Source organism: Amycolatopsis sp. lyj-108 (assembly GCF_046549005.1).
Taxonomy (GTDB): Bacteria; Actinomycetota; Actinomycetes; order Mycobacteriales; family Pseudonocardiaceae; genus Amycolatopsis.
The window spans coordinates 301,788-322,329 of the sequence record NZ_JAJPWQ010000013.1 but is presented as its reverse complement, the minus strand read 5'-3'; the positions used below and the strand labels follow the sequence as shown (position 1 = coordinate 322,329).

The 20,542-nt window shown below is 66.1% G+C and carries 21 protein-coding genes; 10 read left to right on the top strand and 11 right to left on the bottom strand.

Features of this window, described 5'->3' with window-relative positions:
• Positions 1 to 256, bottom strand: a 256-nt coding sequence (locus tag ACLJO0_RS37135; RefSeq protein ID WP_410583998.1) for a hypothetical protein, incomplete at its 3' end; no start/stop codon positions are given.
• Complete coding sequence (locus ACLJO0_RS37130; RefSeq protein WP_410583996.1) at positions 253 to 585, bottom strand: hypothetical protein; 333 nt, start codon at positions 583 to 585, stop codon at positions 253 to 255. The genes ACLJO0_RS37130 and ACLJO0_RS37135, both read right to left, overlap by 4 nt.
• 294 nt (positions 586 to 879) lie before the next feature.
• On the opposite strand from ACLJO0_RS37130, the gene ACLJO0_RS37125 reads away from it, so the two are divergent.
• A complete protein-coding gene (locus tag ACLJO0_RS37125) occupies positions 880 to 1,554 on the top strand; it encodes a hypothetical protein (RefSeq protein WP_410583994.1) in 675 nt (224 codons plus the stop codon).
• A gap of 483 nt (positions 1,555 to 2,037) precedes the next feature.
• Here the strand turns inward: ACLJO0_RS37125 and ACLJO0_RS37120 are convergent, their stop codons facing one another.
• The 7 genes from ACLJO0_RS37120 to ACLJO0_RS37090 all read right to left on the bottom strand — a co-directional run bounded on the left by ACLJO0_RS37120 (position 2,038) and on the right by ACLJO0_RS37090 (position 5,292).
• A complete protein-coding gene (locus ACLJO0_RS37120) occupies positions 2,038 to 2,385 on the bottom strand; it encodes a hypothetical protein (RefSeq protein WP_410583992.1) in 348 nt (115 codons plus the stop codon).
• Positions 2,348 to 2,527 carry an NUDIX domain-containing protein gene (locus ACLJO0_RS37115; protein ID WP_410583990.1) on the bottom strand — a complete coding sequence of 60 codons (180 nt, stop codon included), beginning with the start codon at positions 2,525 to 2,527 and terminating at the stop codon, positions 2,348 to 2,350. The genes ACLJO0_RS37120 and ACLJO0_RS37115 overlap by 38 nt, the downstream gene beginning before the upstream one ends.
• A 64-nt stretch (positions 2,528 to 2,591) precedes the next feature.
• Positions 2,592 to 2,924: a hypothetical protein gene (locus ACLJO0_RS37110; protein WP_410583988.1), complete on the bottom strand. Its 333-nt coding sequence runs from the start codon at positions 2,922 to 2,924 to the stop codon at positions 2,592 to 2,594.
• A gap of 7 nt (positions 2,925 to 2,931) precedes the next feature.
• Entirely contained in the window at positions 2,932 to 4,137 is a 1,206-nt protein-coding gene (locus tag ACLJO0_RS37105; protein ID WP_410583986.1) for a putative T7SS-secreted protein, read from the bottom strand.
• Positions 4,137 to 4,481: a hypothetical protein gene (locus ACLJO0_RS37100; protein WP_410583984.1), complete on the bottom strand. Its 345-nt coding sequence runs from the start codon at positions 4,479 to 4,481 to the stop codon at positions 4,137 to 4,139. The genes ACLJO0_RS37105 and ACLJO0_RS37100 overlap by 1 nt, the downstream gene beginning before the upstream one ends.
• 33 nt (positions 4,482 to 4,514) lie before the next feature.
• The gene (locus ACLJO0_RS37095) at positions 4,515 to 4,910 is read right to left on the bottom strand and encodes an SseB family protein (RefSeq protein ID WP_410583982.1); all 396 of its coding nucleotides are present in this window, start codon (positions 4,908 to 4,910) and stop codon (positions 4,515 to 4,517) included.
• A 58-nt stretch (positions 4,911 to 4,968) separates the two neighbouring features.
• Entirely contained in the window at positions 4,969 to 5,292 is a 324-nt protein-coding gene (locus tag ACLJO0_RS37090) for a hypothetical protein (RefSeq protein WP_410583980.1), read from the bottom strand.
• A gap of 409 nt (positions 5,293 to 5,701) precedes the next feature.
• On the opposite strand from ACLJO0_RS37090, the gene ACLJO0_RS37085 reads away from it, so the two are divergent.
• The 5 genes from ACLJO0_RS37085 (at position 5,702) to ACLJO0_RS37065 (ending at position 14,608) form a co-directional block, all read left to right on the top strand.
• Positions 5,702 to 5,866, top strand: coding sequence for a hypothetical protein (locus ACLJO0_RS37085; protein WP_410583978.1), 165 nt, complete (start codon positions 5,702 to 5,704; stop codon positions 5,864 to 5,866).
• Positions 5,867 to 5,943: 77 nt separating this feature from the next.
• Positions 5,944 to 6,102 carry a hypothetical protein gene (locus ACLJO0_RS37080; protein ID WP_410583976.1) on the top strand — a complete coding sequence of 53 codons (159 nt, stop codon included), beginning with the start codon at positions 5,944 to 5,946 and terminating at the stop codon, positions 6,100 to 6,102.
• Positions 6,099 to 6,314 carry an NUDIX domain-containing protein gene (locus ACLJO0_RS37075; RefSeq protein WP_410583974.1) on the top strand — a complete coding sequence of 72 codons (216 nt, stop codon included), beginning with the start codon at positions 6,099 to 6,101 and terminating at the stop codon, positions 6,312 to 6,314. The genes ACLJO0_RS37080 and ACLJO0_RS37075 overlap by 4 nt, the downstream gene beginning before the upstream one ends.
• Positions 6,315 to 6,734: 420 nt before the next feature.
• Positions 6,735 to 14,096 (top strand): RHS repeat domain-containing protein, encoded by a 7,362-nt coding sequence (locus ACLJO0_RS37070; RefSeq protein ID WP_410583972.1) that lies wholly within the window; start codon positions 6,735 to 6,737, stop codon positions 14,094 to 14,096.
• The gene (locus ACLJO0_RS37065) at positions 14,093 to 14,608 is read left to right on the top strand and encodes a hypothetical protein (protein ID WP_410583970.1); all 516 of its coding nucleotides are present in this window, start codon (positions 14,093 to 14,095) and stop codon (positions 14,606 to 14,608) included. Before ACLJO0_RS37070 ends, ACLJO0_RS37065 begins: the two co-directional genes overlap by 4 nt.
• Positions 14,609 to 14,808: 200 nt before the next feature.
• Here ACLJO0_RS37065 and ACLJO0_RS37060 read toward each other — a convergent pair whose 3' ends face one another.
• On the bottom strand, positions 14,809 to 15,642 hold the full coding sequence (locus tag ACLJO0_RS37060) for an SAM-dependent methyltransferase (protein WP_410583968.1): 834 nt from the start codon (positions 15,640 to 15,642) through the stop codon (positions 14,809 to 14,811).
• Between the two features lie 305 nt (positions 15,643 to 15,947).
• Between ACLJO0_RS37060 and ACLJO0_RS37055 the strand changes: the two genes are divergently transcribed.
• From ACLJO0_RS37055 to ACLJO0_RS37045, 3 genes are all read left to right on the top strand, one after another.
• A complete protein-coding gene (locus ACLJO0_RS37055; protein ID WP_410583966.1) occupies positions 15,948 to 16,223 on the top strand; it encodes a hypothetical protein in 276 nt (91 codons plus the stop codon).
• Positions 16,224 to 16,285: 62 nt separating this feature from the next.
• A complete protein-coding gene (locus ACLJO0_RS37050) occupies positions 16,286 to 16,789 on the top strand; it encodes an RNA polymerase sigma factor (protein WP_410583964.1) in 504 nt (167 codons plus the stop codon).
• Positions 16,786 to 19,107, top strand: coding sequence for an EAL domain-containing protein (locus tag ACLJO0_RS37045; protein ID WP_410583962.1), 2,322 nt, complete (start codon positions 16,786 to 16,788; stop codon positions 19,105 to 19,107). The genes ACLJO0_RS37050 and ACLJO0_RS37045 overlap by 4 nt, the downstream gene beginning before the upstream one ends.
• Here the strand turns inward: ACLJO0_RS37045 and ACLJO0_RS37040 are convergent.
• On the bottom strand, positions 19,087 to 19,347 hold the full coding sequence (locus tag ACLJO0_RS37040) for a hypothetical protein (RefSeq protein WP_410583960.1): 261 nt from the start codon (positions 19,345 to 19,347) through the stop codon (positions 19,087 to 19,089). The genes ACLJO0_RS37045 and ACLJO0_RS37040 overlap by 21 nt on opposite strands.
• 257 nt (positions 19,348 to 19,604) lie before the next feature.
• On the opposite strand from ACLJO0_RS37040, the gene ACLJO0_RS37035 reads away from it, so the two are divergent.
• Positions 19,605 to 20,339: a phosphotransferase family protein gene (locus tag ACLJO0_RS37035; RefSeq protein ID WP_410583958.1), complete on the top strand. Its 735-nt coding sequence runs from the start codon at positions 19,605 to 19,607 to the stop codon at positions 20,337 to 20,339.
• Positions 20,340 to 20,542 lie beyond the last annotated feature (203 nt).

The following is a 20,542-nucleotide window of genomic DNA, read 5'->3' as shown; positions in this document are numbered from 1 at the left end:
GATCGTTCGGGTCAAGTTCCGGGTCTTTGCCCAGATCCAGGATGCGGTCGTTCTCGTACCAGCCGAACAGCCGCCGGCCTGCCTCCTGGTTCTGGGACCGGTTGACCCACCGTACCGTGTAGTCCAGCGCGTACTGGGCGCCGTCGTACTCGCTTCGCGCGGAGCCCTCGTAGGTGGGGCTGCACGGCGCGTCGATGTACATGAACGCGTCAGCGCCGAGGTGGGGCGGTATGACGGAAGCCGCGGATCTCTTCATACCGGCTGCATCTGGAAGTACTTCTCGTAGTCCTGCAACGCGGCCCGTGTGCAGTCCGCGGTGAATCCGGCGATCGAGCACGTGTCGCAGTCGCAGGGCAGTTCGCCCTCCTGCTCACAGATGACAACGTATTCTGTCAGCGCACTGCTTGCTCGCTCCGTGGCAGTGGTGCCGCTCGCTCTTCTCGCCGCCGTGAAGTAGCGGCGGACGAACTGTCCGAAGTCTGCGTCGTCGGCCACAAACGCGGTGATCTGTGCGCTGGTGAGCCCGTCGAACTCGGCTGCGCAGCCGGTGCACGCCTCGGCCGGGAAGCCGTCGATGGCGGCCACCGCTGGGTGTCGCTGCGCGAATCCATGGTCTAGTTCTCGGTCTTGTCCCAAGGGTTTCCGGCACCAGGGGCAGATCGTTGTGGTCATGTGCCGCACTGTGGGGCCGATCAGCCTCGCCCGCTAGCGGCCGCCCAACGCGAGTAGGAGGGGCTTGAATATCGGAAAGGCCGAGGTCAGGAAAGGAAAAACGGGTGTGCTGTAGCGAGGCATAGGTGTCGCCCGGTCAGGTGTTCCCGGCTGAATTCACTGGGACCTGTCTCGATCGGGTGACGGCATCGCCGGGACAATCACCGCATGTCGACTGTGCCTGTTTCCCTGGCCCATCTGGTCGCGATCCGAGGCCGAGTGCTCGATGTCCTCGGCGAACTGGACTTGCTGCTCGGGCCACACGACGCGATGACCGGCCCGTCTCCCGCCGTCCCGCCGTTGGTGACCGCGATGCTGGAATCCACGGGGTCGAGCTGGATCGGTGGATTCGTGCCCCTTGAATCGATCTCGTGGCGCGCGGAAGAGCTGGAGCTGTCGCATGGTACGAAAGCCGCGCTTGTCACGGACCTGGCCGCGAGGTTCCCGGACCTGCCCGCGCCCGCGCCGGCCACGACCCACCGGGCAGGGGGTCGCGGTACGGGGTTCCCGGCGGTCGAGGCCTTCGCCGCGGTCAATGCCTTGTATCACGTCCACGGCCGGCGACTGCCGTGGTCGGACTGGGCCCGCTACGGCGACGTACCGCAATGGCTGGAACTGCTGCCCTTCCTCGCCGAGATCGCCACCACGATCCAGGAGCCGATCAACCGCGACACCGTGAAAGCCGCTTTCGCCGCGGCGGGCCGGATCATGCCGGTCAAGTTCCGGCCGCAGATCCTCGCCGCCGTACGCGCGACACGGTCGGGACTGTGGCCCTGGATGCCCACGAATCGCATGTCGGCGCAGGAACTGGGCCACCGCGCGGTGACTACCGCAGGGAACTGACCCAAGCCTGATCACGGGTCGTCGCGAAGGACTCGGCTTCCGGACTCACTCACGGTCCGTTCCCCGCAGCGGTAGCTCGGGGTCTCTGAACCGCCGATCCGGAGGTATGTCCGTCGACGCCGCGACTGATGGGGCGCAGGCTGCTGCGTTCCGTCACATCAGGGCAGCGCGGTCAGGGACGACTCTGGACGTCAACGTCGACCCCGACAGTGGTGACACCCCAAGTGGCGACTGCGGCCACTGTTGCTCCCACCTGCATTGATACCAAGTCAAACTGCACGTGTGGATTCTGGCACCAACCACCGACATTGACCTCGAAGAAGGCGCGCATGGGCACTCGTTGTCCCGCACCGAAGCGCGCTGACCAGCGCATCCGGCGCAACAAGGATGATCATCCGAGCGTTCATCGCACATCCGCGGGCCGAGATCTACCGGTCGTTTCCCGGCCGCTGTCCGGTGGCGGACGGAGCACATGTAGCGGAGTCAGTCGGTCACCCGGATCGGCTCGGCCGGGAACCGTCCCGCGAGCAGGCGCGCCACGAGTGCGGGCAGGCTGCCGGGCAGCAGTTTATCGGTCGTGGCCTCGAGTTCGGCGTACGTCCACCACCGGCGATCGAGGACGCTCGCGCGCTCGTTCGCGGTCGGCATGAGCGCCGCGGACGGTCGGGTGTCGCTGGCCCTGGCGAGGAACACGTGATCGAGACGGTAATGCTCGCAGCCGCGGTAGGTGAAGCGGCTCTCGCGGGTCCACAACTTCCGGTCCACAGTGGTCAGGACGATGCCGGACTCTTCCTTAGATCTCGCGAAGAGCGGTTTTCGGGAGCGTTTCACCGGTCTCGACGCCGCCACCGGGGAGCTCCCACCACTGGTGACCGGGATCATCGGGATCGCACGCGTGGATGAGCAGCACACGGTCCTGGGCGTCGAGCAGCAGGACACGGGCTCCCACACGCGGTTCGGCAGTGATCGGCATGGCGCTGTTCCTTTGCCTGATGGCCGGTCGGTCGATTACCCGCACCGCAGGCAGCTGGGCCCACCTAGGCAGGGGTATGTAGCCAGCCGAATTCACCAGGGTCGGGAATGTCGCCGCGTTTTTGGACATCCTCGCGGATTCGCTCAAGCCACTCGCTGGTCGTCCCCTGCCACGCCTCGAAACCGGGGTCCTGCTCAGTGAGGTCGCCAACGCATACGTTCTGAGCGAACAGGTCCTTGAACATTCTCTCGGCAACTTCAGTGATCTGCTGCAAACTCGCCCCGGCGCCCAAAAGATTGCTTGCCGAAACAAATATGTAGTTGATGGGAACCCAGTCGCCTTGAGTGTACTCGGTAAAATAGTCGAGTTCTTCCTGGTACTTCTCGTCTGTATTCATCAGTAGATCACCTTATGTGGAATCGCTTCATGTCAACGCCTGACACGCCGTTAATGTCAATGGTGGCGCCCCCTGAGCCGCTATAGGTACGGTAGACGACCTGCTGCTTAGGATCAGCGCTGATCTCCCAGAATTCCACCGTTCCTTTCGGTGTTTCATAGACCTTCGTTGGTGCACCGAGGTTGTCGTGAAAGTGCTGCCGGACTTGGCTGAGCTGCGCCTCATCGATGAGGCGTACCCCTTTGCTGTCCTCCACGCCGAGCAGATTGCCCCTGTCGTCCGTGATGCCCTGCTGAACCCTCTCAACCCGAGCTTCGGGTGTGCTGGCAGGGGCGCCGGGGCGATGCTCGGCCGGTATGTCCGTGTCGTGATGCGACCGGCCGACCAAGTCTTTGAGGAGTTTCCCCGACCCGAGGCCCAGGAGCATGCCGCCGGTGATCTTGCCGAGGGCGCGGTCGCCGTGGCCGTTGGCCCAGTCGTCCCAGGCCGTGATGGCCTTGAAGGTCTCGACCGGGTGCATGACGTTGTGCGCCATCGCCGCCACCGTTCCACCTGGGTCGGAGATCGCACCCCAGAGCGCCTCACCGGCGCCGGAGATCGAGTCCCAGATACCGCCGTAGAAGTTGGCGTCCGCTTGCTTGCGGGAGTCCTGCGGGGCCATGGTCGCCTCGACCCGCAGGGCTTCCGCGCAGCGGTCGCCTGCTCCGGTCAGTTGCTGGCGTGCCCGGTTCAGGATGTCGCGAGCTGCTTGGCGTTGTGCTTCGCCGGGGTCGGTGAACGCCGGCGGTTGGACGACGGTGGGGTCTCCGCGCTCGGCGTTGGCTCGTGTTTGTGTCTGTGCGTCGGCCACCGTGCGGTCGTGTGCCTGTTTGGCCTGCTGCGTCGCGGTCTCGCCACGCTGCCATTGGGCGATCGCTTCGGCGGCTTGGCCCTGTGCCCACGCCAGGGTGTCCGCATAGGCGGACAATGCTTGCGCGGCGTTGTCGAGCGAGTCGTCCGCTTGCAGCCAGCGCGGAACTTCCGTCTGGTGGTCTTCGTGGAATCGGTCCGAAGCCGGACCGCGCCATCCGCCGGTATCGATCCGTTTCAATGCATCGCCGACCGCACTCGCGGAGCTCGCCCGTGCCGCGAGGACTCGGGCGTTCTCATAGACAGCTGGCGGGTCGCCGGGGATCAGCGCTTTCGGATCGGTTGTCTGGCCCAGCTCCGCCATCAGCGGCCCCCGACACGGGGTGCCGCGTCCGGGGTGATCGCGTCGATTCCCGGGTCGGTTTTCAACGCGCCGATGTTGTCGTGCTCGACCGTGCGGTAGGCCTGGGCGGCCTTGCCGAGCAGGGCTCCGAGGTCGCGCGCGCGGTCGGACAGCGCGTCGATCCCGACGCTCCAGCTACCACAGAATTCGGCAAGCGCGGCGTGCACACCATCGTGGCCGTACAGCGGCGGCTCGCCGCACAGGCCACGCAATTCGAAGCTCTCCTGATCGTGCACGATCTGACTCATGTTCTTCGAGGCGCCTTCCAGTACCTCGATCTCGACGTGAAAACCTGGACCATCCATCGTGGAGCCCCCTCCATTCCAGCCTCTGCGTCGCTATCCGGTGCTATCGAGTCGCGGAGGCCGTTTTCCTGCTTGCGCCCATGTCCTCGCGACGACGTCCGGGGGCGCCATGCGCGACAAGACCGGGAACCGATGCTCGTCATCGGGATCGACCATCAATCCGATTCCCGGAGGTACGAGTTCCAACAGATCGGCTCCGGTCGTGGACAGGTAGTCACACTCCCCGGCGTGGCGGGCCAGGCGCTCCAGCGTGGAGAACACCACCATCCACCGGCCGCCCTCACCCAAATCGGTCACCCACAGGCAAGGCTGCTCGGGCCGCTGTGCATACACCACGGCACCCGCGAAGACGTCGGTCAGATCACCCGGCCCCCGCGAGCCTCGCCACACTTCCCAGGCGACGACAGCGAGCCTCGCCTCTGCAATCACGGCGACGAGTGTACAGACGACAGCAGACGGTGACGAGCAGGCTGTCCGAGGGGCGAGGTCAGGACGGACTCGCGTCGGCCGGCCCGGGGCCCGCCGTGTCCGGCGCGGCGGGACTTTTCGCGGGGGTGCTGTCGTCGATTTCTGCGGCGTCGACGTTGGCAATGGTCTGAACATAGGCGGCGAGGTCACGGGTCAGTGTGGCCATCGCGTACTCGACGCTGGCGGGGTCGCGGGTCACCTCTCCCCGGGTGTGTACCAGCGTGCGGCCGAGGTTGAGCACGGCTTTGGTGCGCATGCGGATGGCGCGGTGTGCCCACTCGTAGAGGTGATCGACGGTGATAGCTCGGGACTCGATGACGTGCTGGCCCGTCGTCTCCCGCATCGCCGGTACGGGCGGAGTGTTGTCCTGGTCGTCGAAGACCTGGCTGATCCACTCGTAGTAGGCGGGGGTCAGCGGAGCCGTTCGGCCTTGTGACGCAGCAAGATGCAGACGCTGTAGTCGGCGCTGTTAGTTGACCTGCTGGCCGAGCAGGAAGATGCCGAGGCACTGCGCGAACTCGCCGATATCGGCGTTGATCATGCGGCAGACCGGTTTGTGAGTCTCCTGGCCGAGCGCAGGGACCTTAAGCAGTTACGCCAGCGCGCCGACAGCGGCGACCGTCGCGCCGCCAGACGAGTGGCTGACTTTCTGGTCGAGCGAGGAGACGCCGAGGCACTACGCCAGCTCACCGACGACGGCGACATCCACGCTGCCTTGCGCCTGGTTGACTTGCTAGCAAAGCGGGGCAACGTTGAGTTACTGCGCCGACTACGGCGACCACTACGCTGCCGCGCGACTGCCTGACTTGCTGGCCGAGCAAGGAATGCTGGATCTGCTTGACCGCGAAGTCGCGGCGGGAACCAGGGGCGCGGCGCGGGCTTTGCGCCGCACGCACATCTCGTCCGCCGGCTCGTGAGGTTTGACAGCTCAGGAGCAATAAACCTCCGAACGTAAGGCAAGCACGCCGTGGCGGGCTCGGTAGCGTAGCTCGGCATGAACCAGGGATGGCTGCCGCCGACGGAGTACTACGCCACGCTCCCAGCACTGATCGGCAGCGGTGGTGTCCTGTGCCGTGACGCCCACGGCCGCGTGCTGCTCGTCGAAACTAGCTATCAGACCGACGATGTCTACGAAACCCTGGTGGTGCGTTGAACAAGGGCGAGTCACCAAGGGTGTGCGCTCGCCGCGAAGCCGAAGAAGAACTCGGCATCACGCTGTGGATCGGCCGGCTGCTGGTTGAAGACTGGTGCCCTCCCTGCCGGACGGCCGACCCTGGCGATCACGTTTTCGACGGCGGTGTCCTTACCGACGACCAGATCGCCACTCTGCGGCCCGCTGACCAAGAGGTGAAGAGCTGGAGATGACGGATGAGCCGTTTCAGGGGTAACAGCGATGATCGTCCTTCACCTGATTCCCGGACCACACGGACAAGCCGTCCCTCGAACTAGTTGGAGCGAGGTAGGTCCTGGGCGCGAGTGCGCCACCGCGGGAGGGCGATGCAAGCAACAGGGGGAGGGTGGGCAGGCTGCGACAGTGACGCCGAAGGTACTGGTCACTGGCGCGGAGGCGATGTGCGCGCAGGGGAGAGTGCGACGCTCCCCTCTGGGAGTTCAGATCGTTACCAGGGACAACTGGCTGAGCGGATCGGCTTGTGAAGTGATGGCTGACGCGGGTCCGCTGTCGGCTCGGTGAACGCCCGACGGCTGGGTGATGAACGTAGGACTGAGCGTGTAGCGCGGCCGGTGTACCTCCGATGATCACTACGGTTGATAAAGGGGGGCACGATGGTTCGTCGCGCGCTGGTGTGGCTTCTGCGGTTTGTCCTGGTGTTGTCGCTGACGGCGGGCGTCGTGGCGGCATTGCCTGTCGCTACTGCGGTGGCTGCGGGCAGTGGGGGCGTGGATAAGCCGCTCAACAGTGTTCCTGATCAACCCGATGTGGATCCGGCGAAGGTCTCGGTTCCTTCGGTGGAGACTCCGAAGCTGCCATTAGCGGGATCCGCAGCACGCAAGTCGGTGGATGACGCGCTGGCGGCACGCGACGAGGCTGCGGCCCGTGTCCGGCAGAAGCTGACGCCGGTGCGGGTGGAAGGCGCGGCAGCCCTGCCCGTCGAGGTGAAGGCGGCCCAGCGTCAGGCGGCCGCGCCGTCATGCGGCGATGGGGGTCCACCCTACGACCTGAAATGGGAGAACCTGGGCGTCACCGTGCAACCGTTCTTGCCCACCGGTGGCCGGGTGAAGCTCCGGCTGACGATGGTGGGGGCGGGAGACCTGCCTGCGGGGTCGGCTTTCGTCAGTTATCACCTGGGTGGTGCGTCCGGGTTGCCGTGGGTGAAGTACGACGGGAATCCCTCGCAGGACATCACGGTTCCGTTCAGACAGGGGCAAGCGCTCGAACTGGAGGCGCCGCTGGCGGGTTTGAAGCCGGGCAGCCATTTCGTTGCTTGGGATGTGTTCGTCAAGGGGTATGGCTGGCTGAGTGAGAAAGGGGTCTGTTCGCTTAGCGTCTTCTACAACGTCGCGAACCGTGCTCCGAATATCAGCGTGCTCGGCCCGCCGAACGGCGGAACCACCTTGAGTCGTTCGCCGTCTCTGGCCGCGGTCGCGAACGATCCGGACGCCTATCCCTTCGCCAATCCTCGATACCTGTTCACGGTGTGCTCCGACAAGGCGATGACAACGCACTGTGAGACGAGTGGCTGGCAGGATCACTGGGCGTATCAGGTGCCGGACGGATATGCCCGCTGGAACCAAACACTCTGGTGGAAGGTCGAGGTAACCGACGGTGCCCTGAGCACCGTCACTCCCGCGATGGCGGTCATAGTGGTGCCGCCCGCGCCGGACCAGTGGCGCACCGTCGGCAGCGGCATGAACCTCAGCACTGTGCGTGGCACGGTGCTGCCATTCGGCATGTACACGCGCCAAGCCGTGGATTTGGATGTACAGACCGAGTCGACACCGAAACTCCGGGTGAGCCGGGGTTACTCCAGCGCGGCGACCACCGCCGGGCTCGTGGGCGCGATGGGCCGCGGCTGGATGAGTTTCTTCGATTCCCAGGCCAGCTGGAACACGGCAGAACAGTCGTTGACGATCACGTATCCAGACGGACGGCAGCAAGTATTCGGAAAGAACCCCGACGGAACTTTCGCGGCTCGGGGTGACACCGGATCCAGCAACACAGTGAAGCTGGTATGGGGGACCTATGAGGTCAAGGCCGGCGATGGCGAGGTGCTGCGTTTCAGTGCGAGTTCCGGCCAGTTGCAGGAGATCGTGGTCCGTCCCGCGACCTACAACAAGACGATCAGCATCACCCGCGACGACCAGGGGCGGATCGTCGGTCTCGGACAGTTCAACTCCGGACGCCGGGTGTCCGTCGAATGGTATCCGCCGGGTGGTGAAGGAGGCTGCCGCAGCCGCGAGCTGATCAAGTCCATCACTGGCGAGGCACCCGCACCGGGTGAGGCACCCATCCGCGTCGAGTATCGCTACACGGCGTGCGACCGCCTGGCCGAGGTCTGCAAGGTGGGCGTCGGGTGCGAAAAGTACGCCTACGATGACCAGGCCCGGCTGATCGGTGGCGCGACGCGGGCCGGCCGTCCGCTGGACCGGGTCATCTACCGCGCCGTGGGATCGCCGGAGGTCTCCCGTGTCGACACCGCGGCGGACCCCGACCAGAGCACCACGTTCACCTACTACAGCCTGCCGATCTCTGAACCGGCTCAGTCGGACTACCTCCAACATGTGAACCGCTCAGGCGGGAGAACGGTCCAGACCTTCGACGGCAAGGACGAGACCTACCTGTTCGACGAACTCAACCGGCTCATCGAACTGCATCACGCGCCGATCCGCGCGAACCCGCAGACGGTGGTGTACCGCTTGTGGAACTACAGCCCCTACACCGGTCGGCTGGAAACCTTCTTCGACGAGAACTTCAATACCACGCACATCATTCCCAACCCGAACGGTGATGTGGCCACACGCTGGACGAACCGGAAAGTCGATGATGTCGTCGGCGCCAATTACCGGTACAACTACACCGTTCCGTTGGACGATCCACGATACGGAACCATGCTCACGAGCTATCCGTATGATCAGGCCACCAAGCCGTACGAGCCCGAAACATATCAGTACGCCGCGCATAACGGCCTCCTTATCGCGAAGACCATGGCGCACGAGACCGGGGCTCCGGCAGGAGTGGAGCGGTACAGCTACACCCAGGGAACGGAAGCACCGGAAGACCTTCTCTTCAGCGTGACGAACGCCGGGGGCACCGCGATCTACGACCGCAACCGCGCGGGCGACGTGGTCGAGATCCGCAACACCGTGACGGGCGCGCGGACCGGATTCGAGCGGGACAACCTCGGCCGGATGACCGCCAAGGTCGAGTACTCCGCGGCGTTCCCGCAGGGAGTCCGGACAACGTACCGTTACGACGCGGCCGACAATATCGTGGGTGAGGTCTATCCGGAGACCACGGACGCGGTGACCGGCGAGAAACATCAGCGCGTCGTGACTCGAGAGTTCGACGCGGACGGGTTGCTGCGGTCGGAGAACAACGTCGACGCACCGGCTTCTGCTCGCTGGCGTGCCGCGCATCCCGACCGGGTGGCCGCCGATCCCTACACGCGGACGACGACCTTTCGTTATCACCCCGACGGAAAACTCGCCGAACGCGTCGGTCCGAACAACGCGAGTTTCAGCTACGAGTATCACCGCGGTCTGCTGGAGAACGTATGGCGACCGGACGGCAACGTCGATGTCCATCTGTACGACGCGAAAGGACGCCTGACCACCGTCGAACGCCGCAGCACCGACGGTGTGATCCGGCCCATGGCCAAATATGGCTACGACCCCGCTGGGTACAAGATCTCCGAGATGGACGCGGCTGGGCGGGTCACGCGCTACACCTACAGCTGGGACGGAATGCCCGTCCGTGCCACCCGGGTCGTCCCGGCCACCGCGAAGGCGGCGGAGAGGGAGATCGAACTCTGGAAGCGTTCCTATGACGCGCTGGGCAATGTCACCTCGGAGACATCGGCTGCGGGAACCCGGACCACCACAGGCAAATACTCTCCGGCCGGGAAGACGCTCGAGCAGGTACTCGACCCGTCAGGCGTGAACCGCAAAACCACCTACACCAACGATCTGTGGGGGAGGCCCATCCAGATCGCGGTATCGGACAAGAACCGGACACAGGCCACAAAACTGACCTACGACGCCGGTGGCCGCGTCACCGAAACCCGGGTGGTCACCAGCGCGGGCGATCTCGTCACGAAGAAGACCTACGACGAGTACGGCCGCGTACTCACCATCACCGACCCGCGCGGTACCGCCGGTGCCCAGCCGGAGGCCTACACGTCGGCTGTCCGTTATGACGAGATGGGCCGTGTCGTGGAGGAGCGAGGGCCACCACGCGACATCGAGAATCATGGCCAGGCCGCGGCGGTCCTCGCCCCGATCACGACGCGGGGTTACAACGCCTTCGGTGAACAAGAGCACCTGCGTGACGCTCGTGGCGGTGTCACCACCGCAGAACTCGACAAGCTCGGCCAGACCGTCGCGCTGCGCAGCCCGGTCTATCAGCCCGCGGGCAGGCCGCTGACCGATGGCGTCGTCCGCTACGAATACAACCAGCTCAATCAGATCACCAAGAAGATCGATGCCGTGGGTGGTGAGATCACCTACGTCTACGACCCCTACGGCAATGTCACCCGCCAGTCTGGGCCGAAGGTCGGAGACGTCGTTCCGGTCACCGCGTTCACCTACGCACCCGGTGGTCTCGTCAGCCGGATGACCGGGCCGACGGGTGCGATCGTCGAGTTCGAGTACGACGTGTTCGGGCACGTCACCTCGAAGACCAATGTGGTGCGCGTACCGGGCGGACCGCCCCTGCGTTACAGCACCACATCCGTGTTCGACGACGCGGGCCGGATGACCTCCCAGACCGATCCGGCGAACAGGACCGTCCGCTACACCCATAACGCCGTTGGTGAGGTCACCGGGGTCGACCCCGGCAGCCACGGCGACCTGACTTTCGAATACGACTTCGCCGGCAATGTCGTGCGCCAGACCGACGCCCTGGGCCGCGCCCTCACCACGACCTATGACCAAGCTGGCCGCCCGACGACGACCACTGTCATCGGCGTCAAGGGCGAACGACTGCCCGGCGCCATCACCGAATACGACCCCGTGGGCAACCCCACTGCTATCACCTCGGCCGAGGGGCGCCGCACCGAACGATCGTATGACGCGGCCAACGCCGTCCGGTCGATCGCCGAACACCCCAGCGCTGGCACCGCGGTGACCACCACCTTCGGCTATGACCTCGCTGGGAACCGCACCCGTGTCACCGATGCCCGCGGCAACAGCACCTGGCAGACCTACACACCCTGGCAGTTGCCCGAACGGGAAATCGACCCCGCGACACCCGCGTACCCGGCCGAAGCCGACCGCACCAGGGCGATCACCTACGACTCATCCGGCCTGCCCATCACCGAACAGCGCCCCGGCGGCATCGTCATCCAGCGCACCTTCGACCCAGCCGGAAACCTCACGGACGAGACCGGTTCCGGCCCGAACACACCCACCGCTACCACCAGCGTGGCCTACGACCTCGCCGGACGCGTCACCTCCGCCGGGCACCCCAAGGGACGGCAGACGTTCAGCTACGACGACCGGGGCCTGCTGCTCGACTCCGACGGACCCGCCGGAAAAGCGGCATTCCGTTACACCGCCGCGGGGCAGACCAGCGAGCGCACCGACGCCACCGGGAAGACCGCCTTCGCCTACTACGACACCGGCGCCGTCCGCACGCAGTCGAACCCGGACACCGGCGGCACCCTGACCTACCTCTACGCCGCGGACGGGCAACTCGACACCCAGCAACTCGGTGCGGTGGCCAGCCGCAAGATCGAGTACGACGCCTTCGGCAGGCTCTCGAAAGACAGCCTCACCAAGCCCACCGGCACCGTCGACACACTCACCTACACCCTGGACCGCGACAACAAGATCACCGGCAAGTCCAGCGCCGCCGACGCCGCCTATGGCGGCACCTACGACTACGACCGCGCCGGACGGCTCACCGGGTGGAAGCCGCGCAACGGCGCGCCCGCCGAGACCTACGAACTCGATCAGGTGGGCAACCGGCTGTCCACCACCGTCACCCCTGCCGGTGGAACGCCGTCCGTGGCCGAACGTTCGACGTTCGACGCCCGTAACCAGCAGACGACACGCGAGATCCCGGCGAAGGCGACCACCGGATACACGTACACGGCGCGCGGGACCCTCTCCCGCGAAACCACCACACTGGTCTCCGGCACGAGTTCGGCGACCGACACGGTCTTCGACGCTCTGGACCGCGTGACCAGTGACCGCGGCACACAGTACGAATACGACGCCCTCAACCGCGTGGCCAGCCGGAACGGCGTGTCTTTCGCCTACGCCGACGGCAATGACGATCCCATGGTCGTTCCCGCGACTGATCCGGCTCAGACGGAGACAGTCGGCCGTGACCTCAAGGGCAAGGCCACAAGCGTCAAGACGGCCCAAAGCCTGACAATCCCGTGGGCGGACGCGCACGGCGATATCCGCGCGCTTGTCGATCCCGCGAACGGCGATATCCGCGCTCGCAAGACGTTCACTCCGTTCGGGCGTTCCGGTGAGGTGAGCGGGCCACCGAGCACGCTGGGATTCCAAGGCGACTGGACCGACCCCGGTACCGGCCGGGTGTCGATGGGGGCCCGGTGGCTCGACACCGACACCGGCCGATTCACCAGCCGGGACACCGTCGCACTCAGCCAGGACACCGCGGCGGGAACCAACCGGTTCAGCTACGGCGCCGGCGACCCCATCAGCACCATCGACCCGACAGGCCACACAGCCTGGCCATGGGACCTCGGGCTGGGCGGCGTCTTGGACGACATCGGCCGCGCGATCGGAAGCTGGGGCGACGACGCCGCGGCACTGGGAAACTGGGCGTGGGGCGGAATCAAAGCCGCCGGTGAGTGGGCTTCAAGGCTGCCACCGTGGGTGAAGATTCCCGCGAAATTCGGCAGCAGAGCCATTCCGTATGTCGGATGGGCACTGCTCGGGCTTGACATCATCGACATGCTCGGTACGACCGAGTTCACCGCAGCTCGGCCAGTCGAGATTCCCGCCATCGCGCAGCCGTACGTTGTCCCGATCGTCGCGCCCGCGCCGCCCCCGGTGCCGCCGCCACCGCCGCCGACCATCGTCAAGACAGTGACCAAACGGGTCCCGGTCACCTGGATGGAACCGGAGAAGACCACCTACGTTCCCGGCTACCGCATCACCAGCTACACCCAGCACATCGACACCTACCAGTACACCACCATCTACTGGTCCAGCGGCGCCGTCGTACAGCTTCCACCCTTCCTCGCCGAATGGATGACGGTGAGCTGGTGGGAAGCCATGCCCACCATCGACCCCGGCAGAGCCGAACAAGTCCAAGTCGGCACAACCGCCGACGACGTCGCCGGCCACACCGAAAGCCAGCAACCGCAGGAACACCTCGGTGGCTGCGGCCTCCAAGGCACCGAAGTCGACTGCCTCGGCGAAGCCCTCGCCCCCACCATGGGCGGCTGCTTCACCCTGTTCGACACCATCCGCGCATGCCACCCGGACACTCCAAACCCCCTGGCGAACCAGGGAGGCAAAGAGCAACGTTCCACCCACGAAGCACCGGCTCCCCAAGGGGAGGCCGGAGCCGATCCGCCGCGGACGCCCCCGGGAAGTGTTCCGTCTGCTGGCAGCTGCGATGAAGACTATTCCACGCCCACCGATCTTTACGCGTTCGGAAACAAGACGAAGCCGCGGGCGCCACGAGCCGAAAGGGACTTCGGGTTAAGTGGCCCGCACGAATCTGTCGGACCACCTGCGGCAGGAGCGTGGCCGCTCGGCGCCTCAACGTTTTCGAATCCGGCAAATGCTCCGGTCAGCGGTCACTACCACAGGCTCCCGGCCGGAACGCGTCTACCGCGAGGGCTGGGCGTCATGGCCGACGGTAGCGACGTTAAAGGACCCCATGGCAAGACTCATCACACCCTGTATCCTACCTGTGGGATGAGTTACGAAGAATTTTCCGAAGCGTTCAATGATTTACCTTGGGAATATGTTGGAAAAAAGTGATGAATGATCGAGAACTGGACCGAGTCTGGCGAGTGCATCTTAGTGCGCGACGCGAGGAACTCGCCTGTCAACGGAGGTTTGAGGCGCTCGGGGAAGACGGAGTCGCTTTTGTTGCGGGCATGTTGCGAGGTGCGGATCCGGAAGGCCGTGACGCGGCGCTCGCCCTAGTCGCAGAAAATACCGGACTCGCTATCACATTGGTTGACAGCTTGTTGTGGCTGTCGGTTTCACATGCTTGGGCTGGCAGGGTCAGACAAGTGCTGGCTGCAGTCCCTTCGGCGGAAATTTTTCCCATGCTCACAGAGCGTATTCCGAGACTGCTGAACCAAGCGCTGGTCGAAGAGGAGCAGCCTGACGACAACTTTCGGCGGATAGCCGAACTTCTCGAGCATCTCCGGCATTGGCATCTCCTCGGGGAACTGGTCGAATCAGCAGCGGAAAGCTCGGACGGCGATGTGCGTGAAGTCGCCGAAGACTACGAGAAGTACCGTAGTTTGTTTTCTGAACGCTGAGGGCGTTCAGGGTGGATGGCAAGTCGAGTGGCGGAGTGAAAAGGCAGCGGGCCCGTCCGGCGTCAGTTCGAGAGGTGGACTGGTGCTTGCGAACGTCCCTGCCTTGTTAGGCGCCGTCCTTCGGCAACCGTTGGCAAAGCGGCGATTTGGGTCTGGCAGCCTCTGGGTGTCCTGTTTTGGCTGAAGCGGGCTCGAGGTGGCTACCCGAGGTGACCGTCAGGTAGTCGGGCCACAGCGCTGAGGGCGAGGTCGTGGTCGTGGCCGGTGGGGGCGTTGCCGTCAGGGCGCCACGAGGCGGCGACGGTGATGCCCGGCGCGACTATCTCGAGCCCTTCCAACCAACTGGAGAGGGTGTCACGAGTGCGGGCTACCAGGGAGTTGGCGCTGTGGTGGTACTCCGCGATACAGCGTCGCACCTGAGCTTGGACCTCGGGTGGTGCAGTGTCGTCGGTGAGGTGGGATAGGGCGAGGTAGCTGCCCGGTGGGAGTGCGTCGCGGTAGCCGGCGAGGATGTCGCCGGGGTGGTCGTGGTCGGGGATGAAGTGCAGAACACCGATCATGAGTACCGCGACGGGCTGGGTGAAGTCGAGCAGGCCGCGCACGGCTGGGTGGTCGAGGATGTCGCGGGGGTGGCGTAGGTCGGCGTCGATGACGACGGTGGCGGGATCGTCGCGGAGCAGCTGCTTGCTCTGCGCGACGGCCAGGGGGTCGTTGTCGACGTAGACGACCGCGGCGTCAGACGCGTGCGCGCGGGCGATCTGGTGGACGTTGCCGACGGTGGGGATGCCGGAGCCGAGGTCGATGAACTGGCGGACGCTGGTGTCGACGAGGTGGGTCACGACGCGGCGGAGGAAGTTGCGGTTGTCCACCGCCATCGTTCGCGCTGCGGGGAGGGCCTGGAGGACACGTTCGGCGAAGGCGCGGTCGACGGGGGTGTTGAAGGAGCCGCCGAGGAAGTAGTCGTTGGTGCGGGCGATGCTGGGTTTCTCGGGATCGACGGGACGCTGTGCCGGGGGAGCGTTCTCGTCCGGCACATGTGCTCCCTTCGTCGAATCTTGAGGCTAGCAACGGCAAGTTGCCGGTTGCATCCTCCAGGCAGGGGGTTGCCCGGCGAGCGCACCGTGGTCGCGGGAATGGCCGAAGGCTGTCACTGATCCGTGTGAGGAGCGGCGCGGATTCCGTGTCGTTTCGGCGGGCGTGTTCATTCGTTCGTGGCTGTGTGCGTTCTTTCGAGGGATACGAGATCAATAACGGCCGGTTTTGCCGAGTAACAGGTGTCGGCGCGCTTTCCCCCGGGCGGGCCGGTCGACTCAGATCCCGATGAAAGGAAAACCCCGAGATGTCCCCGAACTGGTCACCGCTGCTGATCATCGCGGCGTTCGCCGCGATGGGCTGGGGTCATGCCCGGCCAGGCTTGGCCCGAGCAGGGTGGTGCGCGGCGACGATGCTGCTGGCGTTGTGGGTCGCGATGATTCAGACCCGGGCGGTGACCCGCATTCTCCGTGGCTTGAGCGTCGACCTCGGCGCCGCGCGTGTGATGGGTCTGGGGCTGAGCGCTCCGGGTGTCGTGCTGACTGTCGTGCTGGGACCTCCGCATGCGCAGGGCGACGAGTGACCGACTCGGCTCACCCGCCGGCACGTCCACCGTGGACAGAGCAGGATTACCTGGAGTGCTCGATGATCGTCAGCGAGAAACGCGCCGGGCTGACACAGTTCGTCCGCAGGACCGCTCCGATGGTGGATCACGATAACGTCGTGGGCGAGGCCTTGCTCGCGTTGTACGTGAACTGGCACACGATCCGTGGTGAGAAACTGCCCTGGTTGTACCGGGTGGCGCGGAACAAGGCTGTGGATGCGTTGCGCGACAAGAACTTCGGCCACGCGGAGATCGACGAATCCCAGCCGGCGTCAGGTCAGTCGGCGCCGGTGGGGTCCTGGACTCCGTTGCGGCCGGGACAGCGGATGCTGTTCGTTCACGCGCTCGGCAGCCTGCCGCGCCATCTCGGTTTGACGTTGACATTCCTGGACAAGGGATGGCGTCTGGAGGACATCGCCGAGTATCTGGGCGTCAGCTGCGCGACGGTCAGGTCCTACATCTCCCGCGCGAAGAAGGATCTGACGCGCGAGATCTACGCACCTGATTCAGGTAACGGCACCCGACGTGAAGGGATGGATCGATGACCTCACCGGCGCCCCTGCCCGGCGACCACCACCACGACCCGCACACCCGACCCGATCCTCCGGCCGGTGTCGAGGACACGCGGGTCGCGGCGTATTCGCTCGAGGCGCCGATCACCGCGACGTGGGATGTCACCGCCGACCCCGACATCAGCGACCCGGACGTGGAGGCGATGATCGCGGCCGCGGTGGCGGAGGCAGACAGCCCGCTGCAGCCCGGACTGGAGCTGACCGTCGACGACGCGGTCGAGTTCGGGCGCCGCTGGTATCGCACGCTCACGGCGAGCACCTGCCTGGCACTGCACCGCACCGACGCCGAGCGGCTGTTCGGCCGCTGGACCGCCGCGCTCCTGGCTGCTCTCGGCGCCCCGATCCCCGATCCCGGCAACATGCTGACACCGGCAGGGGAGCGGTCCAGCCCCGCCGAGATCGGCTACGACCTGGCCTACGGTCACCGGCTCACCGCCGACACCCTTGGTCTGTGTGTGTCGTTGCTGTCGGACCTGGCCGCCGAGTTCACCCCGCGTGCCCGCCGCTCGCTGACAGCCAGGGTGGTGGGGGAGTTCAGTAGTGGATTCGCCGATGGTCTTCAGGAACGGGTCCGTGACGACCAGACCGCGCTCACCTCCGCGGTCCTGAACCTGGGCCTGGCCGTGACCGGTGACGGGACCCGGGCCCGCCGGTTCCGCGCGGCGGTCACCAGCGCGGTCACCGCGATCCTGCGCCTCGACGAGGACGGAGGGATCGTCGAGGCCAACACTGCGGCCCTGACCCTGCTAGGCCGCCCGCTCGCCCAGCTGCGTGGCGTGCCGGTGACGGAACTGGCGTTCTACGACGAGGACGCCGAGGAACTCCGCCGCGCCCTGGCGACCCTGCCCCGCGACAACCACCACTTGCCGGATCTTCCTCAGGTGACCACCGAATTCCGCATCCGCGCCGACGCCCAGGAGCCGCCGCGGTGGGCGACCGCGACCATCGGCCGCGACCACGACCACGGTGGGGACGGCGATGTCACCGTCGTGCTGAACAACATCACGTTCCTGCGGGCACTGGAACACGGCATCGACATCGAACCCACCACCGGCCTGCTCACCGAGGTCGCCTTCGCCCAGCAGACCCGCCGGATCCTCGCCGACACCCCGGATCCCGCCGCGCTGCTCACCATCCGCCTGACCGGCTGGGCACACCTCGACCACGTCCTCCCGCACGATCTGCGCGCACGGCTGCTGAGCCAGCTACACGCCCGGATCCGCGGCGTGCACGACCCCGTCCGCCACCGGCAGCTGGTCGGCCGCCACGGCGACGACGTCCTCGTGCTGCTCTACGACCTCACCGATTGGACCACCGTGATCCACCTGGTCAAACAACTCTCCGATTGGCTCCGGGACCCCGTCCGGATCGACGCGCACCAGATCCGCCTGCGGCCCCGCATCGGCATCGCCGAAGCCCACCCCGCCGACACCCTCGACGACCTCCTGCGCCGCACCCGCCGCGCCCTGCACGACACCGACGACGCCCGTGCCCCCTGGATCCACGCCCACCCACCCGCACACCACCCCGACCACGACGACCACCACCGGCTCGAACTCCTCGCCGAACTCGCCACCGCCCTCGACACCAGCACCCTGCACGTGGACTACCAGCCCATCCACACCACCACCGGCCGGCTCGCCGCCGTCCGCCCCCGGCCCTACTGGCTCAGTCCCGACCGGACCCGCCGCGACCTGTGCGACATCGCCGACCTCGCCGACCACACCGGGCTCCTGTCCGCGGCACTCCCGCACACCCTCACCTGTGCGGCCCACGACACCGTCGCGTGGTCCGCTGGGCGCGGCACCGCACCCGCCCTGCTGCTCAGCCTGCCCGGCAGCACCGTGCACGACGAGCCCCTGCTGGACACTCTCACCACCATCGCTGCTGACACCGGCATACAGCCGGGCCTCCTTCAGTTCGCCGTTCCCGCCCAAGCCCTCACCGGACAACCCGCCGTGCTCCGGCGACTACGGGAACTACCCGTCGGCCACACCGGCATCCGCCTGGCACTGACCGACGTCCTCGACGACCACATCCCCCTCCAGGCCTTCACGACCGTCGACTGGGCCACCGTCGCGCTCACCGCGCCGACTGTCACAGCCCTCACTACAACCCCCGCCGGAGCCCTACCACTCAATGCGGCACTGAGCACCATCCGCGCCCTCGGCGCACAAGCACTCACCGACCACACCCCAACCGGGCACACAGGGCGCGTTTTCGACCTCTACCAACACCCCAGCTGGCACTCCGCCGACGAGATCACTCAACTACTCGGCATGCCTGGCTGACACGGAATCGCCGAACAGGAGCAGCCGGCGAATGAATCCAGTGACCCACGTCGAGTGCAGGTCGTCGGCGGCGAGGCACACCGGCCGGTCCGGCACGGCCGCGTCGATCATGTCCCGGTCCGGGCCGTGCCCGTCCAGCGCACCGAACAGCCAGCTGCGGCCGAGGATTCGTGGTGCGCCGGCGTCCTTAGAACGGACGTTGCCTGACGACAGGTCCGGGCTGGCAGCTGTCCTGGGCAACTCGCAGGTGGTAGGTCTGAGCAAAGGCCGAATCGCGGATCTGCCGACTTCCCGCGCCTGGAGCGTCGTAGATCAACTGCGGCGCGGGGTGGCCACGCGGTTAGCGACTTCTGCTCCGGACAGGACACCGACGTCCGCCACCGGGCGAGGGCGAAAACCGTTGATCAGACATGGTGGCGACGTCACAAGGCGCGAGGCTTCACCCTCAACCAAAAATTCCGGCGACGTCGGTGGCCCTTCCCGCCACAATGGTAGGCATGGAGGTCGAAGTCGTCGTCGCCCATCACGAATGCGCGACCCTGCGCGCCGGCGACGTGTTCCTGAAGATCGACGCCGATCAGACGCGTACCGACATCGAGGTCGAGGCGATGGCCCTGGCTCCGATCCCGACTCCGCAGATCCTGTGGCGCAAGCCGCCCGTGCTCGCGCTCGCCGCCCTTCCTGGTAAGGCGCTCGGCCGTCTCGGCGAGCCGTCGCCGGCGTCGCCGTCAGCCTGGATCGCGGCGGGTGCCGCCGTGCGGAGGCTGCATGACGCGCCGCAGCCACCCCGGCCCGGCCGAAGCCCCGGTGAGTTCGTATCGCGACTCGACGCCGAATGCGAGTGGCTCCTCACGAACGGCGTCCTCCCCGCCGATCTGGTCACGCGGAACCGCCAGGTCGCCGAGGCCGCGCTTCGGCCGTGGACACCGGTGTTCACGCACGGTGACCTGCAGGTCAGCCACGTGTTCGTCGACGGTGACGAGATCACCGGCGTGATCGACTGGACCGAGGCAGCCCAAGGAGATGCCCTGTTCGATCTCGCCACCTTGACGCTCGGCCACAGCGAACACCTCGGTGACGTCGTCGCCGGCTACGGCGTTGATGTCGATCTCGACGTGATCCGCGCGTGGTGGTCGTTGCGGAGCCTGCTGGGGATCCGCTGGCTGGTCGAGCACGGCTTCGATCCGGCCGCGCCAGGCTGCGAGATCGACGTACTGAAAGCCAGTATGTGAAGCATGTCCGAACCACACCGAGCCCACGTCTCCCACCACACCTAAGAGGACAGCTACGGGCAGGAGATCCGAGATGGGTTCCCGCCAGCCGCGAAGGCAGAATTCTTCGCCGATCAGCTGACCTGGTGGCGCGGCGACTGTGTTTCCCATGACGGGCCAATGGGTATCGAGACTCGAGGCCCTGGTATCACCGGCTTTGCTTT